Here is a 15,598-nt window from a genome sequence, read left to right as displayed (position 1 = left end):
CGTTCATGTCTAACGTTCATACGCAGGCCCTTTCCGATGCCGGTGTTTCCATCTGGCTTGATGATTTGTCTCGTCACCGCATCACGAGCGGCTCTCTGGAGTCTATGGTGCGTGAGGTGAACGTCACCGGTGTGACCACTAATCCTGCGATTTTCGCCTCCGCGCTCGCTGATTCGGAAAGCTATGCCGCTGACATCGCTGAGCAGGCCGCTCAGAACGCCTCAGTCGACGATGCAGTGGTTGCGATCACTTCGAAGGACGTCGCTCAGGCCGCTGACTTGTTGCGGCCCATCTATGATGCGACGGACGGCGTGGATGGTCGTGTCTCGATCGAGGTGGATCCACGCCACGCTTTCGATACGCAGGCAACAATCGATCAGGCAGTAGCGCTGTGGGAGTCCCTGGACCGCCCCAACGTCATGATCAAAATCCCGGCCACGGATGAGGGCCTGCCTGCCATCACCGAGTGCCTTGCCCGCGGTATCAGCGTCAATGTGACCTTGATTTTTGGTCTGCAGCGTTATCGCGAGGTCCTCTCCGCTTTCTTGCGTGGCCTTGAGAAGGCCCGGGACACCGGGCTGGACCTTGCCAGCATCCATTCCGTTGCGTCTTTCTTCATTTCCCGTCTGGATACCGAGGTCGATGCGCGCCTGGATGCGATCGGTTCCCCTGAGGCCCTCGCGTTGCGAGGTAAAGCAGGGCTGGCCAACGCGCGTTTAGCCTACGAGATTTTCCGTGAAGTATCGCTCACCCAGCGGTGGAAGACGCTCGCGGCTCAAGGCGCACATCCGCAGCGTCCCCTGTGGGCTTCGACCGGGGTCAAGAACCCCGACTACGCGGACACGCTCTACGTGGATGAGCTCGTTGCCGCACAGACTGTCACGACGTTGCCTGAAGCCACACTCAACGCGGTAGCTGATCACGGTGGTGACGGTAAGGACACGGTCAGCGGAACCTACCGTGAGCAAGACGTGATCCTCGATGAGCTCAGTGAACTCGGAATCGACTACAACGAGGTCATCGCAAAGCTGGAGACCGAAGGCGTCCAGAAGTTTGTTGCAGCATGGAAGGACCTGCTGACGCGGCTCGAGGCTGAACTTCAGGCTGCATCGGAACGCTAGAGATGACGATGCTTTCGACAACCGCCCACCTCGAAACCGAGGAGGCGGTCAACGCTTTAGTGCCTCAGCTGGTCAAGGACCGTGTGGCTTCCCGCCTTGCGGCTAAGGACTCTTCCCTGTGGGGCAAGAAAGCCGCACTCGAGGCTGTGCATCGGCTTGGCTGGGCGAACCCTTTTCCTGCGTCTGGCCCGCTCATTGACCCAATCATCGAGTTGCGGGATGAGCTGAAAGAACGCGGCATCAAACGGATCATCCTGGCGGGCACGGGTGGTTCCACGCTGGCTTCAGAGGTTGTGTCTCGCGCAGCAGGTGTCGAGCTCAGCGTGATCGATTCAACCGATCCTGGGATGCTCGCCGCAACACTGACACACCTTGATTCGACGCTGATGATCGTGGCCTCTAAATCCGGAAGCACCCTTGAGATGGACGTTGCTTTCCGGGTTTTCAGCGAGGCCGTCCAGCGGGCTGGTTTGAGGCTCACTGAGCACGTTCTGGTCATTACTGACCCTGACTCCCCGCTTGAGCAACTAGCGCATCAGCACAGGCTCACGATGTTCACCGCAGACCCAACGGTTGGTGGTCGTTTCTCTGCTCTGGCTGCTTTCGGGCTCGTGCCAACCGGTCTCGCCGGCGTCGATGTTGAGCGCCTACTCGATGAGGCAATGGCGGCGCAAGCCGAATGCATCCGGGATCATCGCGAGAACCCCGCACTCATCTTGGGCGCCGCTTTGGCTGGCCAGCATCCACAGCGAAATAAGCTTGTGATCCATGATGACACCACCCACCTGCCAGGATTCAGCGCATGGATCGAACAGCTCGTAGCCGAATCCACTGGCAAACAGGGCTTGGGGCTTGTGCCCACCGTACAGTTGGCCTCATCAGCCGAGGATGCGCTACCAGATGAGGCAGAGGATGTTCTGCACGTCTACCTGCAAGGCACCAACGATGGCGCCCACACGCCCGCGGGCCCAGGCATCACCGTTACGGGTTCGATCGCTGCACAATTCATGGTGTGGGAGTACGCGGTCGCGGTGGCGTGCCGTCTGATCGGCGTCAACCCATTCGACCAGCCGGATGTCGAGACGTCCAAGGTGGCAGCTCGCAGCCTCCTAGCGGGCGAACCCGGCAACGCTCAGACTCCCCCGAACATCGCCGACGGTCCGGTCTGTATCGCCGCATACGGCGATTGGGCGAACAACGCGAACATCACCGACCTTTCCTCGGCTATCGAGGAACTCGGTGCCGCCTCCACATCGCGTAGCTATGTTGCGGTCAACGTGTTCGCTGACCGCAACAAGCACCGTGAGATCGCCGCTACCTTGCAGACGGCCCTCTTAGAGATCTTCAAACGTCCAACCGCATTCGGTTGGGGGCCCCGTTTCCTGCACTCGACCGGACAAGCCCACAAGGGCGGTCCAGCGGAAGGTATCTTCATACACATCCTCGCCGGAACCGTCAACGACATCGACATCCCTGGCCTGGACCATACCGGCGGTGAACAGCTTGCAGCACAAGCCACCGGAGACGCACGCGTGCTCGCCGGGCGCGGACGTCCCGTCCTCATGATCAAAGCCGACGACCCAGCGGTGGGATTACCGTACATCGTTGACAAGCTCACCGAGATACTCAAGCGCTCCTGAACACTGAATCACATCTAGAAGCCCAAGCGAGCCTCAGTACCCAAGCAACCTCGATATCCAAGTGAGCCTGCCGCGGCGGGCTTAAACACGTTGGAGGCGGACCGAAATGGTCCGCCTCCAACGTCTATGTTGCTCAGGCTGTCTAGGCCTCGACGTTCAGCCGCATCAGGAGAGCAAGCAGAACGATGCACACAGCCCACACGATCGAGATCGTAACGGTGATCTTGTTCAGCGTTCGCTCAGCGCTACCGGAAGACTGCATCGATGAGGCCATACCGCCGCCGAACAGATCCGAGATGCCGCCGCCACGGCCCTTATGGAACAGCACCGTCATAATCAGCAGGATGCTGGTAATAAGTACAAGGATCTGCAGGGTGACCTGCGAGGCGTTGATCAAACCCGACATGATCTCCTCGAGCTTCTAAATACGTCAAAACTGATTCAAAGTGTTCGCTTCGCACTCCGCGTCTATGCGTAGTGCTGTTCGAACCTAGCAATATTAGCAAATTCCACGGCATCGAGGCTTGCGCCTCCCACAAGAACACCGTCAACATCGGCTTCTTGCATGATCTCCGCGACATTAGTTGCTTTCACTGACCCACCGTACAGGATACGTACGCCGTTAGCGGCATCCTCGCCGTGGATCTGGTTGACACACTCCCGGATAGCGTGAGCCATCTCCTGGGCGTCTTCCGGTCCAGCGACCTCGCCGGTCCCGATCGCCCACACCGGCTCATAAGCGAGCACGAGCTTCGAGACCGTGTGCGCATCCAGCGAGCTGATCACGGCTTTGACCTGTTCAAGCGTGTGCTCAACGTGCTGCTGCGCTTGGCGTACCTCAAGCGGTTCACCTACGCACACCACAGGCGTGATCTCGTGGCGCAGCGCAGCGGCTGTCTTAGCGGAAACTACCTCATCGGTTTCCTGATGCAGTGTTCGGCGTTCCGAGTGGCCCACGATCGTATAGGTGCACCCCAGGGAGTCCAGGAACTGCCCGGAAATCTCGCCCGTGTACGCCCCCTCGTCATGCTCGGAGATGTCTTGAGCGCCATAGACCACCGGGAGATCGTCCCCCGCAACCAGCGTCTGAACGCTACGCAGGTCAGTAAAGGGCGGGAAGACCGCTACCTCGACTCGATCAAAGTTATGGTTCGCATCCTGCAACGTCCACACCGTTTTTTGAAGCAACGTGATGCCCTGGCGATGATCCATGTTCATCTTCCAGTTGCCGGCAATCAGTGGACGGCGAGCGAATTCACCGTTGGTGATGTGTGCCATCTAGTTGCTCTCCTCCAGAACAGTCAGCCCTGGAAGTTCCTTACCTTCAAGGTATTCAAGGGATGCGCCACCACCGGTTGAGATGTGCCCGAAATCAGCATCGTGATGGCCCAGGCTACGAACCGCAGCAGCCGAGTCGCCGCCACCCACGACCGTGAACGCCTCAGAGCGCTCCAGCGCGCTCGCTACAGCGCGCGTACCCGCAGCGAATGCCGGGAACTCGAACACGCCCATCGGGCCGTTCCAAAACACCGTGGCTGCGGTGACAATCTTCTCTCCGAAGGTTCCAGCGGAAACCTGGCCAATATCCAAGCCCATGCCGGCCTGCCCGATGCTGCCGCCAGTCAGGTCTTCAACCGAGCGGGTTTCGTGGGCGGCATCAGCAGCGAAGGAATCAGCCATCACGATGTCGCTTGGAAGGATGATCTCGGCGTGCCCTTCGGTTCCGGAACGGTCAAGGTAACCCTTGACCGTCTCAAGCTGATCCTCTTCAACCAGCGAGCTACCGATCTCATAGCCTTTAGCCTTCAAGAACGTGAAGACCATTCCGCCGCCCACCAGAATCTGGTCAGCAACGGTGAGCAAACGCTCGATCACAGCGAGCTTGTCAGAGACCTTCGCCCCACCCAGAACTACAACGAAGGGGCGCTGAGGCTCAACCGTCAAACGCTTCAAGACCTCAAGTTCATCACGAACCAGGTCCCCCTGGTACGCCGGCAGAAGGCGTGCGATATCGAAAACCGAGGCATGCTTACGGTGCACCGCACCGAACGCATCGTCCACATACGCGCCGTCCTCGCCGGCAAGTGCGGCGTAGCGCTTCGCGAGTTCCTCACGCTCGGCGTCATCCTTGGACGTCTCGCCAGCTTCAAAGCGAACGTTCTCGATCACCAGAACCTCACCATCGGCAAGCTCCTGAGCCAAGGACTGCGCGGACTCCCCTACAACGTCTTCAGCGACCGTGACGTTCAAGCCGCTCAGCTCAGCGAGCTTTTCAGCTGCCGGGCGGATCGAAAGCGCCGGATCAGGCTCCCCTTTCGGCCGACCCAGGTGTGCCATCACAATCACCCGGGCACCAGCGTTGCTCAGACGCGAAATCACCGGAATCGAGGCCTTAACGCGGCCAGCATCGGTGACGTTGCGGTCATCGTCGAGTGGAACGTTCAAATCGGAGCGTACAAGAACCGTACGGCCCTTGACGCCTTTGGACATCAAATCCTCAAGAGTAAAGGCAGGCATACATCTAAGCCTACGGGATAACGCCCGCGTTAACGATGTTCGCCGCTCTCATCCGCGACGAAGCGAACGAGAGCGGCGAGACACTCACGCTCTAGTTGCGTTGATTAGGCGCCTGGCAGAACCAGCTTCGATGCGCCTTCCTTAGCTGCTGCGTAGCGCTCGGAGACGTTGTCCCAGTTGACGATGTTCCAGAACGCATCAACGTAGTCAGCCTTGACGTTGAGGTAGTCGAGGTAGAAAGCGTGCTCCCACATATCCAGCATCAGTAGTGGCTGGGTTGCTACTGGGACATCACCCTGCTGGTCATGCAACTGCTCGATCAGCAACTTGCCGCCGATGCCTTCATAGGACAAAAGAGCCCAACCGGAGCCCTGGATGCCCAGTGCTGCGGCGTTGAAGTGCTTCTTGAAGTTCTCGAAAGAACCGAAGTGCTCGTTGATGGCCTCAGCAAGTTCACCGGTTGGCTCGCCGCCACCCTCTGGGGAGAGGTTCTTCCAGAAGATCGAGTGGTTGGTGTGACCACCGAGGTTGAACGCGAGGTCCTTGGTGAGCTTGTTGACGTTGGACAGATCACCCTTATCGCGTGCTTCTGCCAGCTGTTCGAGGGCGGTGTTGGCGCCCTTGACGTAGGTTGCGTGGTGCTTGGAGTGGTGCAGCTCCATGATCTTGCCGGAAATGTGCGGCTCAAGTGCACCGTAGTCGTAGTCCAGGTCCGGAAGCGTGTACTGAGTCAAGTTAACCTCCATGCGTTCAACCAGCAGGAATCTCCATGCCGGTCATACAGATGTACTCTTGCAACGCCTCTACTCCCCTGACGTCTGGGCAGTGCGAGTAGGGGTAGCGCAAACTGTTGGGAGCCATCCCTGAGGACGCCCTCATCCGGGTGTAACCAACACAACCCCGCTCTTATTCCCTGGCCGCGCTTTATCTTGCGCGTTGCGGTGTCATCCTGTTCCGCACGCCGGGATGGACGGCCCCACCTGGGTTAGTCGTCGAGGATATCCGCAGGAACTGCGGTTGTGGTGTTCGGGATCCCGCGTTCATCAGCAACGCGATCGGCCATCATCAGCAGGCGGCGAATACGGCCAGCGATCGCGTCCTTCGTCAGCGGCGGGTCCGCTAGCCGGCCAAGCTCATCGAGGCTTGCTTCCTTGTGCTCGATGCGCAAGGTACCGGCATCCCGGAGGTGTTCCGGTACCTCATCACCGAGGATCTCCAGGGCGCGCTGAACGCGTGCACCAGCAGCGACCGCGGCTTGCGCGGAGCGGCGTAGGTTCGCGTCATCAAAGTTCGCTAGACGGTTCGCGTTGGCACGCACTTCTTTACGTGCCCGGCGCTCCTCCCAGACCTTGACTGCTTCCACGACACCCATTTTTTGAAGCATGAGACCGATCGCTTCACCGTCACGCAAGACAACGCGATCTTGCCCGCGGACCTCGCGCGCTTTAGCGGTGATGCCCAGGCGGCGTGCGGCCCCCACGAGCGCTAACGCGACTTCGGGTCCGGGGCACACGATCTCTAACGCGGAGGAGCGGCCAGGTTCGGTGAGTGAGCCCGCCGCGAGGAACGCTCCGCGCCACACGGCCGCCGCATCAGCGACCGAACCGTTGACGATCGAAGGAGGCAAGCCACGCACCGGGCGGCCCATGCCGTCAACCAAACCTGTCTGCCGAGCCAGCGATGCTCCATCGCCCAGAACCTGCATCTCAACACGCTCAGAGTTGCGTAGCCCGCCACCGCTGACGAGCCGCATGGCGCATCGAACGTTGAAAACCTCACCTAGGGTCTTCTGGATACGGCGCGCAATCGCCTCGCCACTTACCTCTGCCTGAACCGCGATCCGCCCGGCAACCAGATGCAAACCACCAGCCAAACGGAGCATGGTAGCTACCTCGGCACGGCGCTGGGACGTCACCGTAACGTCCACGGCAACCAGCTCGTCTCTGACTGCATTCGTCAATGCCATGAAAGCTGACATCCCCTTCGGATTACACAGACCATACAAAAATAGGTCTTACAAAAACCATAAGTCTAACCGGAGACACCCCCGGACTCGAAGTGCGAAAAAACATCCTTATATGCGGCCGCGAGCCGCAATGGATCATGCACAGACTCTTTAGCCTTCGATTCGACACGGTCGAAGAACACCTTAGTGCCCATGTTCTCTGCGACCTGGCAGAAATACGCTTCATCATCGAGGGTCGATGGATCAGCGAGCACCGCATCGATGTGCAGCTCAGGAGCGTAGCGGCGCAGAATCTTGAGGTGATCAGCAGACCTCAGCCCGGAGGCCTCAAACGTTGAAGACGACAAGTTCATCGTCACAAGCGTGCGCGCTTGCGATTCAGCGAGCGCCCGCCGGCTGTCATTGAGCAACAGGTGCGGCATAACCGACGTGTACCACGAGCCTGGCCCCAGCACATTCCAGTCCGCTTCGCTGATGGCTTCCACAGCCTGCGGGGTCGCGCTCGCATCTTCAGGAAGCAAGCAGATATCGGTCACGGAACCACGGTGCGCCGCTTTCGCCAACGCAACCTGGCCCTCATACACCTCAGCTATCGGCTGACCGTCTTGTTCCCTCACAACGGTGCCTTTGATACGCAACGGATCGGTCGACATCGGCAGGACCCTGCCGCGGGCACCAAGCAACTGGCCAGCCCAGTTCAGGCCTTCGACCGCATCCCCTAGCATCTCCCACAAGGTCACGATGAGGAAGTTACCCAGAACGTGACCTTCCATACTGCGAGGAGAATCTGGAAGCGTTGTAAACCTGTGCTGCATGACCCGGGCCCAGGTGCGGCCCCATTCGCTGTCATCGCACAGCGCCGAAAGCGCCATCCGCAGGTCCCCTGGCGGCAGCACACCGAACTCGTCACGGATCCGGCCTGAAGAACCGCCGTCATCGGCAACCGTCACGATGGCCGTCAGGTCAGCATCAAGCAAACGCAAAGCCTTCAGCGAGGCATGCAGTCCATGCCCGCCGCCGAGTGCGGTGATCTTCCACCGCGAGCGACGCTGGCTAGGACGCAAACGCGGAGCGACCAGCGGGATCGCATGTGTCGGTATATCCATGCCTATTCCCTCCCCAAGTCCCGGTGTGAAAGAACAACCTTCAGATCAGGGTTCTGATCAAGACGGCGAGCGACCTCGGTTGCGATCGCCACCGAACGGTGTTTACCACCCGTGCACCCGATCGCGATCGTCGCATAATGCTTCCGTTCACGGCGGTAGCCATCGAACACCGATTCGAGCGCACCCACGTAGTGCTCGATGAACGTTGTTGTGCCCTCCGCTTGCAACACATACTGCGAAACGTCATGATCCTGACCGGTGAGTGGACGCAGTTCAGGAACCCAGTGCGGATTAGGAACAAAACGGACATCAGCCATGAAGTTAGCGTCCATCGGGACACCGTATTTGAAGCCGAAGCTGATCACGTTGAGCGTCAGAACCACGGGGCCTTGCTCATTGAACAGGTCGTGGATGGAGCGGCTGAGATCATGCACGTTCATCGTTGTGGTGTCAAGCGTGAAATCGGCCCGCTCACGCAGGCCCGCCGTTAGGGCGCGCTCGGCCGCGATCCCGTCAACGATGCGCCCGCTACCTTGCAACGGGTGCGGGCGGCGGCCCTGTTCAAAGCGGCGCACGAGTGTTGCATCGTCACAGTCGATAAACAGGAGCTGATACTCCACGCCGTCAGTGTCCATCTGCGCGAGCGTGCTACTCAGATCATCCAGAACCTGCTGGGACCGGACGTTTACGCCAACCGCGATCTTGAACTCTTGGCTACGCGATCGCGACAAGACATCTACGAGGGTCTGTAACATCTGTGGCGGAAGATTATCCACCACGTACCAGCCCATGTCCTCTAAAGCATGGCCTGCCGTAGTGCGGCCTGCCCCAGACATGCTGGTCATGACAACGATCGTGTTCTTCTGCGGTACCTCAGCCGGCTGCTCAATCTGCATAACCCAAGGCTACCCAACCGCCGTCCCTAGCGTGCCTCGGTCTCATCAGCATGAAGCGCATCGTAGATCTTCTGAGCCAACGCAGGACCAACGCCCTTAGCGCTTTGAAGCTCCTCAACGCTCGCGGCCCGCATCTTCTTCAGCGACGGAAACGCATCCCGTAGAGCCTTTTGCTTGGCGGGGCCGAGCCCATCCACGGTATCCAAGATGGACTCAAGCATCGACTTGCCTCGGCGTTCTCGGTGGAACGTGATCGCGAAACGGTGTGATTCATCACGCACGCGTTGTAATAAGAACAACCCTTCGGATTGCCGAGGCAGAATCACCGGGTAGTCGTCCCCGGGGACCCACACCTCCTCAAGACGCTTAGCCAACCCGACCACCGCGATGTCCGTGATCCCCAAATCCAGTAGAGCCTGCTGGGCAGCCGCCACCTGAGGTGGGCCGCCATCGACCACAACCAGCGAAGGCGGGTAGGCAAACTTAGGGGCCTGACCCTTCACGGCTTCTTCGGCAGTGATCTCACCAGAAGTGTGAGTCTCGGCCTCCGCAAGGTCTTCGAGGTAGCGCTGAAAACGGCGCGAGATGACGTCATACATCGAGGCCGTGTCATCACGGGCAGCGTCACCTTTGACCATGAACCTGCGGTAATCAGACTTCTTCGGCAGCCCGTCTTCGAACACGACCATCGAACCCACAACATTGGTTCCGGACGAATGAGAGTTGTCATAGCCCTCAATGCGTAGCGGTGGCTCAGCAAGCCCGAGAGCTTCTTGGAGTTGTTGCAGGCCAGCTGAACGCACCGTGATGTCCCCGGCACGTTTGATCTTGTGAAGTTTGAGCGCCTGGACGGCGTTCTCATGCACAGTCTCAGCGAGTTCACGCTTGGTTCCGCGCTGGGCAACGCGCAAAGAGACTTTCGCGCCGCGCAACTCAGAGAGCCAGCCGGTCAGCACCTCGAAACGCGTAGGCAGTTCAGGGACCAATACTTCACGTGGGATCCGGTCGGCATCATCATAAGCGCCATAAACCTGTTCCAACAGTTGCTCAACAAGCCGCGGCGGTTCGAGGTCTTCAACCTTCTCCATGACCCAGCCTCGCTGGCCTGTGATGCGCCCGTGGCGGACGTGAAACACCTGGACCGCCGCTTCCAGGTCGTCTTGTTCGATACCGAAAATATCCGCGTGCGTCGATTCATCCAGCACAACAGCGTTGCGTTCAAAGACCTTCTGAAGCGCCTGGATGTCATCGCGATGCCGTGCGGCGGATTCGTAGTCGAGCTCAGCGACGGCTTGCCTCATCTTCGCTTCGAGCTCGCGGATTGCGGGCTTGCCGTCGCCGCTCATGAACCGAATCAAGCCGTTGACAAGCTCACGATGCTCCTCAACGCTGACCCGCTCCACACACGGGGCGGAACATTTGTCGATATATCCGAGCAGGCACGGGCGTCCCGAACGCTCTGCCCGGCGAAAAACGCCCGCTGAACAGGTACGCACCGGGAAAACACGAAGCAACAGATCGAGGGTTTCACGCACCGCACGCGCCGGGGAAAACGGCCCGAAATACTTGGTCCCCTTACGCCTGTCACCACGCATCACCTGGGCGCGCGGGAACTTCTCAGAAACCGTGACGGCCAGGTAAGGATAGGACTTATCGTCCCGGAACATGATGTTGAAACGTGGATTGAACTGTTTGATCCACGTGTATTCAAGCTGTAGCGATTCCTGTTCGGAACCCACCACCGTCCATTCAACAGACGATGCCGTGTGCACCATCGTGTACGTCTTAGGCGAGAGCTGTTCCGGGGCAACAAAGTAGGAGTTGAGCCGGTTCCTCAGGTTCTTGGCCTTGCCGACATAGATGATGCGGCCAGCAGGGTCTCGGAAACGATAGACGCCCGGACTCGTAGGGATCTGAGATGATTCGGGGCGGTACGATGCCGGATCGGCCACCTGATTCACCTCGCCTAGGTCACTACTGCGGTCACTACTTAGGGTTCGCTATTGGTGGTTCGCTACTGGAACGTCGGAGCTTTACTGGGATGCTGGGGGCTTTACTGGGATGCCGTGGCCCTATTGGGCTGTTGGGGCTTTGTTGTACTCCCCCACGCGTTCTTGCCCCGTGATCTGTGCGATCGCATCGACCACCTGATCAGTTACTTTACGGCGTAGCGGCAACGGGTGCTTAGCGCCAGGATGTTCGAAAGCAAGCGGCGCACCCACGTGGAGTTCGAATTTATGGCGCCGGATCCGGTTGGATCCGGCAGGCTGGAGCTTATCTGTACCAATGAGCCCTACAGGAACCACTGGCGCTCCGGTGGCCAGGGTCAACCAGCCTACGCCAGTGCGCCCCCGGTACAGGCGGCCGTCACGGGAGCGGGTCCCCTCCGGATAGATACCTACTCCGGAGCCTTTGTCGAGGATCTCAACGAGCTTATCCAGCGCGGCCACTGAGGCAGCCTGTTGCCCGCGTTGGACCGGGATCGAGCCAACCGAGGTGAAGAACGCTTTCATGATCCGACCTTTAATGCCCGGAGTCGTGAAGTATTCGGCTTTAGCGAAGAACGCGACCTTGCGCGGCATCAACGCCTGGATGATGACCGAGTCGAAGAACGACAAGTGGTTCGAAGCGACGATGAACGGTCCTTCTTTGGGAATGTTCTCAAGGCCTGTGATGGTCGGCCTGAAGACAAGCTTGATAGCCCGCGCTACCACGGGCTTGAAGAAATCGATGCTTGCCATCCTGGATTCGTCACCTTATCTGCATGCCTTGAAAGGCATGCTTTTCTTATTGCTCTAGAAGTTTTCCGTTTGCAATTGTGCCACGGATGGCCCGCCTTTTGTTTATCACAGCGGAGCATTACAAGGCGCAGGTTCATGCCGATTCCGGCATGCTTGGCCGCACCTAGCAGGCGCAGGCACCCGGGCGGGTTAGTTCAGGATCTCGTTGAGGAAGAAGCCCGTGTGGGACTCGGAAACCTTTGCCACGTCCTCCGGCGTTCCTTCCGCGACGATTGTCCCGCCACCAGAACCACCTTCGGGGCCTAAGTCGATAATCCAGTCCGCAGACTTGATCACATCCAAGTTGTGTTCAATCACAACCACCGAGTTGCCCTTATCCACCAGCCCCTGCACCACGCGCAGAAGCTTGTTGATGTCCTCGAAGTGCAGGCCTGTGGTCGGCTCATCTAAAACATAGATACTGCGCCCGTTCGAGCGCTTCTGCAGCTCGGAGGCGAGCTTGACGCGTTGAGCCTCACCACCCGAAAGCGTGGTGGCGGGCTGGCCGAGCCGCACATAACCGAGCCCCACATCGACCAGCGTGTCGAGGTGGCGAGCGATGGGCCTGAAGGCGGAGAAGAAGTCAGCGGCCTCCTCGATCGGCATATCAAGCACATCGGAAATGGATTTGCCTTTGTACTTGACCTGCAGCGTCTCGCGGTTATAACGGGCACCGTGGCAGACTTCACACGGAACATAGACGTCCGGCAGGAAGTTCATCTCGATCTTGATGGTTCCATCGCCCTTGCACGCTTCGCAGCGCCCACCCTTGACGTTGAAGGAGAAACGCCCCGGCAAATAGCCGCGCATCTTCGCTTCCGGGGTTTCGGCGAAGAGCTTACGAACATGATCGAAGACACCCGTGTAGGTGGCCGGATTGGAGCGCGGCGTCCGCCCGATCGGGCTCTGGTCTACGTGGATCACCTTATCGAGGTGTTCAAGGCCCTCGACGCGGGTATGGCGGCCCGGAACGAACTTCGCTTTGTTGAGCTTGGTCGCCAAGACCCGATACAGAATGTCGTTGATGAGCGTGGACTTACCCGAGCCAGAAACACCCGTGACAGCGGTCAGCATGCCAAGCGGGACGTTCACGGTCACGTTCTTGAGGTTGTTCTCACGTGCCCCAACAATCTTGAGTTGGCGCTTCCTATCGCGTTTGCGGCGCTTCTCCGGAACCGCGATGCTTCGACGGCCAGCAAGATAAGCGCCCGTAACCGATTCGGTGTTTTCCTTCAGCTCGGCGAGCGATCCCGAGTGCACGATCTGCCCGCCGTGCTCGCCAGCGCCTGGCCCCACATCGACAATCCAGTCGGCTTCTTCGATGGTCTCTTCGTCGTGCTCAACCACAATCAGCGTGTTGCCGAGATCGCGTAGGCGCGTCAGGGTCTCGATGAGGCGGCGGTTATCGCGCTGGTGCAAACCAATGGATGGTTCGTCGAGCACGTAGAGCACACCGACCAGTCCTGAACCGATCTGGGTCGCCAGACGGATGCGTTGGGCCTCACCGCCTGAAAGCGTGGCGGAGGCGCGGGAGAGGTTGAGGTAGTTCAAGCCGACATCGAGCATGAACTTCAGTCGAGCGCGGATCTCTTTGAGAACCTCGGTTGCGATTTTGGCTTCACGCTCGTTGAGTTCGAGGCTCGCGGCGAACTCATAAGCCTCATCGAGCGCCATTTCTGAAACTTCTGCGATCGATTTCCCACCGACCAGCACGGCGAGCACCGCAGGGTTTAGGCGAGCACCGTTGCACTCCGGGCACGGGACGTTGCGCATGTACTCTTCGTAGCGTTCACGAGCGGTATCGGATTCGGTTTCGCCGTGCTTACGTTTGATGTATCCGAGCACACCTTCGAAACCCTGCGTGTAGCGGCGTTCGCGGCCAAAACGGTTGCGGTAGGCCACGGTGACCTTATAGTCCTTGCCGTGCAGTAGCGCTTTCTGAGCCTTCTTCGGTAGCTTCTCAAAAGGCGTATCGACGTCGAAGCCGAGTTCTTCACCCAGCCCAGCCATGACGCGCACCCAGTACTTGGCAACCGAGCTGCCGATGGCCCACGGCGCGATCGCGCCTTCAGCCAGGGTTGCGGATGGGTCTGGAACCACGAGGTCAGGGTCCACTTCGAGCTGATGCCCGATGCCGTCGCAGCGTTGGCATGCACCGAATGGGTTGTTGAAGGAGAAGGTGCGTGGTTCGATCTCTTCAAGCTGCACCGGATGGTCGTTGGGGCATGCGAGGCGTTCGGAGAACGTACGGGTGCGGTCGGCTGCATCCGCGTCGCGGTCCACGAAGTCGATCATCACGCGGCCGTCGGCGAGCTTGAGCGCGGTCTCAACCGAGTCGGTGAGGCGTTGCATCGCGGATTCTTTGATCGCGATGCGGTCCACGATGACTTCGATCGTGTGTTTGTACTGCTTGGCGAGCTTAGGCGGATCAGAGAGTTGGATGGTTTCGCCGTCCACGCGGGCGCGGGCGTAACCGTCTTGGGATAGTTGCGCGAAGAGGTCTTGGAATTCGCCTTTGCGTTCCCGAACCATGGGTGCCATGACGGCGATGCGGGTCTTGTCTTCTTCCCGCATGAGTTGATCCACGATCTGCTGCGGGGTCTGTGCCGTGATTTTCTCGCCGCACTCTGGGCAGTGCGCAATTCCGACGCGCGCGAAAAGCAACCGCAGGTAGTCGTGAATTTCTGTCACGGTGCCAACCGTGGAGCGTGGATTCTTTGAGGTTGATTTCTGGTCGATCGAAACCGCCGGTGAAAGGCCTTCAATGAAATCGACGTCAGGCTTATCAACCTGGCCGAGGAACATGCGGGCATAAGCCGAAAGAGACTCGACGTAGCGGCGTTGGCCTTCCGCGAAGATCGTGTCAAAGGCCAGGGAAGACTTACCGGAGCCAGACAAGCCCGTGAAGACGATCATAGCGTCGCGCGGCAGCGTCACATCGACGTTTTTGAGGTTGTGTTCGCGGGCTCCCTGAACAACAATGCGGGTTCTGTCAGGGCGGGTGCTGGAAGGTGTGGTCACAGAAGAAGTCACAGCTCCAATGGTAGTAAGTGTCAGTTGCGCAACTGGTTGCGTCGCGGTCGCGCGCCGCGCACTTCGCGCGGCTGAGCCCCGGTTAGTTCAATGCGGAGGCCCGGTTAGGTCAATACTGGTTAGGTCAATACTCCGTGACTGGCTATTTATTGGATGGCCAGGCGGCGCGTACGAGGTCGAGGGCCGCTTGAAGGCTCAGGCCTGCGCCTTCGGCTGAGCGAGCGAACCATGTTGCATTGGATGCGATTTTCGCTGATGTTCGCCCGGCTCCGGGTGTCACGATCGTGCCAGCGCGCCCTCGGCCTTCCACGAGGCCGAGTTCTTCGAGCTCCTTATAGGCTCGGGCAACAGTGTTGGTCGCGAGGTTGAGTTGGGCGGCGAGTGAGCGGACTGTCGGTAGTTTCGTTCCGACGGCGATCGTGCCTTCTCGGATGTCTTGGGCAATTGCGCGGCGCACTTGGCGGTACGGCGGGATGTCTTCACTGCTGACCGTGAAGTCGGCGAGGATCGTCATAGTCATCTTTCCGGCGGTTTTAGTG

The 15,598-nt window shown here is 59.3% G+C and carries 13 protein-coding genes; 2 read left to right on the top strand and 11 right to left on the bottom strand.

Annotated features, from left to right (window positions below):
* The first annotated feature begins 5 nt into the window (after positions 1-5).
* Positions 6-1,121 (top strand): transaldolase, encoded by a 1,116-nt coding sequence (tal, locus tag J2S67_RS03390; protein WP_310246303.1) that lies wholly within the window; start codon positions 6-8, stop codon positions 1,119-1,121.
* A gap of 8 nt (positions 1,122-1,129) precedes the next feature.
* On the top strand, positions 1,130-2,761 hold the full coding sequence (locus J2S67_RS03385) for a glucose-6-phosphate isomerase (RefSeq protein ID WP_310246300.1): 1,632 nt from the start codon (positions 1,130-1,132) through the stop codon (positions 2,759-2,761).
* A 142-nt stretch (positions 2,762-2,903) separates the two neighbouring features.
* Here J2S67_RS03385 and secG read toward each other — a convergent pair whose 3' ends face one another.
* The 11 genes from secG to J2S67_RS03330 all read right to left on the bottom strand — a co-directional run bounded on the left by secG (position 2,904) and on the right by J2S67_RS03330 (position 15,579).
* Positions 2,904-3,155: a preprotein translocase subunit SecG gene (gene secG / locus J2S67_RS03380; RefSeq protein ID WP_141739900.1), complete on the bottom strand. Its 252-nt coding sequence runs from the start codon at positions 3,153-3,155 to the stop codon at positions 2,904-2,906.
* A 74-nt stretch (positions 3,156-3,229) separates the two neighbouring features.
* A complete protein-coding gene (tpiA, locus tag J2S67_RS03375) occupies positions 3,230-4,039 on the bottom strand; it encodes a triose-phosphate isomerase (protein WP_310246297.1) in 810 nt (269 codons plus the stop codon).
* The gene (locus J2S67_RS03370; RefSeq protein WP_070490638.1) at positions 4,040-5,278 is read right to left on the bottom strand and encodes a phosphoglycerate kinase; all 1,239 of its coding nucleotides are present in this window, start codon (positions 5,276-5,278) and stop codon (positions 4,040-4,042) included.
* Between the two features lie 104 nt (positions 5,279-5,382).
* Complete coding sequence (locus J2S67_RS03365) at positions 5,383-6,012, bottom strand: superoxide dismutase (RefSeq protein WP_310246292.1); 630 nt, start codon at positions 6,010-6,012, stop codon at positions 5,383-5,385.
* Positions 6,013-6,263: 251 nt separating this feature from the next.
* Complete coding sequence (gene whiA / locus J2S67_RS03360) at positions 6,264-7,244, bottom strand: DNA-binding protein WhiA (RefSeq protein WP_035755699.1); 981 nt, start codon at positions 7,242-7,244, stop codon at positions 6,264-6,266.
* Positions 7,245-7,309: 65 nt separating this feature from the next.
* Positions 7,310-8,350 carry a gluconeogenesis factor YvcK family protein gene (locus J2S67_RS03355; RefSeq protein ID WP_035755630.1) on the bottom strand — a complete coding sequence of 347 codons (1,041 nt, stop codon included), beginning with the start codon at positions 8,348-8,350 and terminating at the stop codon, positions 7,310-7,312.
* A 2-nt stretch (positions 8,351-8,352) separates the two neighbouring features.
* Positions 8,353-9,246 (bottom strand): RNase adapter RapZ, encoded by an 894-nt coding sequence (gene rapZ / locus J2S67_RS03350; RefSeq protein WP_035755628.1) that lies wholly within the window; start codon positions 9,244-9,246, stop codon positions 8,353-8,355.
* Between the two features lie 26 nt (positions 9,247-9,272).
* Entirely contained in the window at positions 9,273-11,198 is a 1,926-nt protein-coding gene (gene uvrC, locus J2S67_RS03345; protein ID WP_035755626.1) for an excinuclease ABC subunit UvrC, read from the bottom strand.
* A 120-nt stretch (positions 11,199-11,318) separates the two neighbouring features.
* On the bottom strand, positions 11,319-11,987 hold the full coding sequence (locus J2S67_RS03340; RefSeq protein WP_052048370.1) for a lysophospholipid acyltransferase family protein: 669 nt from the start codon (positions 11,985-11,987) through the stop codon (positions 11,319-11,321).
* A 189-nt stretch (positions 11,988-12,176) separates the two neighbouring features.
* Positions 12,177-15,059, bottom strand: a complete 2,883-nt coding sequence (gene uvrA / locus J2S67_RS03335; RefSeq protein WP_310246284.1) for an excinuclease ABC subunit UvrA — start codon at positions 15,057-15,059, stop codon at positions 12,177-12,179.
* A 142-nt stretch (positions 15,060-15,201) separates the two neighbouring features.
* Entirely contained in the window at positions 15,202-15,579 is a 378-nt protein-coding gene (locus J2S67_RS03330; protein ID WP_198020637.1) for a GntR family transcriptional regulator, read from the bottom strand.
* Between the last annotated feature and the right edge of the window lie 19 nt (positions 15,580-15,598).

This window comes from Pseudoglutamicibacter albus (assembly GCF_031458175.1).
In the GTDB taxonomy this organism is placed as follows: Bacteria; Actinomycetota; Actinomycetes; order Actinomycetales; family Micrococcaceae; genus Pseudoglutamicibacter; species Pseudoglutamicibacter albus.
The sequence above is the reverse complement of the archived record's forward strand: the minus strand, read 5'-3'. Positions and strand labels throughout refer to the sequence as shown.

What these genes read in the sequence shown, in the direction of transcription:
- tal (WP_310246303.1), top strand. Translation starts at nt 6, where the DNA reads ATGTCTAACGTTCATACGCAGGCCCTTTCCGATGCCGGTGTTTCCATC.
- J2S67_RS03385 (WP_310246300.1), top strand. Translation starts at nt 1,130, where the DNA reads ATGCTTTCGACAACCGCCCACCTCGAAACCGAGGAGGCGGTCAACGCT.
- tpiA (WP_310246297.1), bottom strand. Translation starts at nt 4,039, where the DNA reads ATGGCACACATCACCAACGGTGAATTCGCTCGCCGTCCACTGATTGCC.
- J2S67_RS03370 (WP_070490638.1), bottom strand. Translation starts at nt 5,278, where the DNA reads ATGCCTGCCTTTACTCTTGAGGATTTGATGTCCAAAGGCGTCAAGGGC.
- whiA (WP_035755699.1), bottom strand. Translation starts at nt 7,244, where the DNA reads ATGGCATTGACGAATGCAGTCAGAGACGAGCTGGTTGCCGTGGACGTT.
- J2S67_RS03355 (WP_035755630.1), bottom strand. Translation starts at nt 8,350, where the DNA reads ATGGATATACCGACACATGCGATCCCGCTGGTCGCTCCGCGTTTGCGT.
- rapZ (WP_035755628.1), bottom strand. Translation starts at nt 9,246, where the DNA reads ATGCAGATTGAGCAGCCGGCTGAGGTACCGCAGAAGAACACGATCGTT.
- J2S67_RS03340 (WP_052048370.1), bottom strand. Translation starts at nt 11,987, where the DNA reads ATGGCAAGCATCGATTTCTTCAAGCCCGTGGTAGCGCGGGCTATCAAG.
- J2S67_RS03330 (WP_198020637.1), bottom strand. Translation starts at nt 15,579, where the DNA reads ATGACTATGACGATCCTCGCCGACTTCACGGTCAGCAGTGAAGACATC.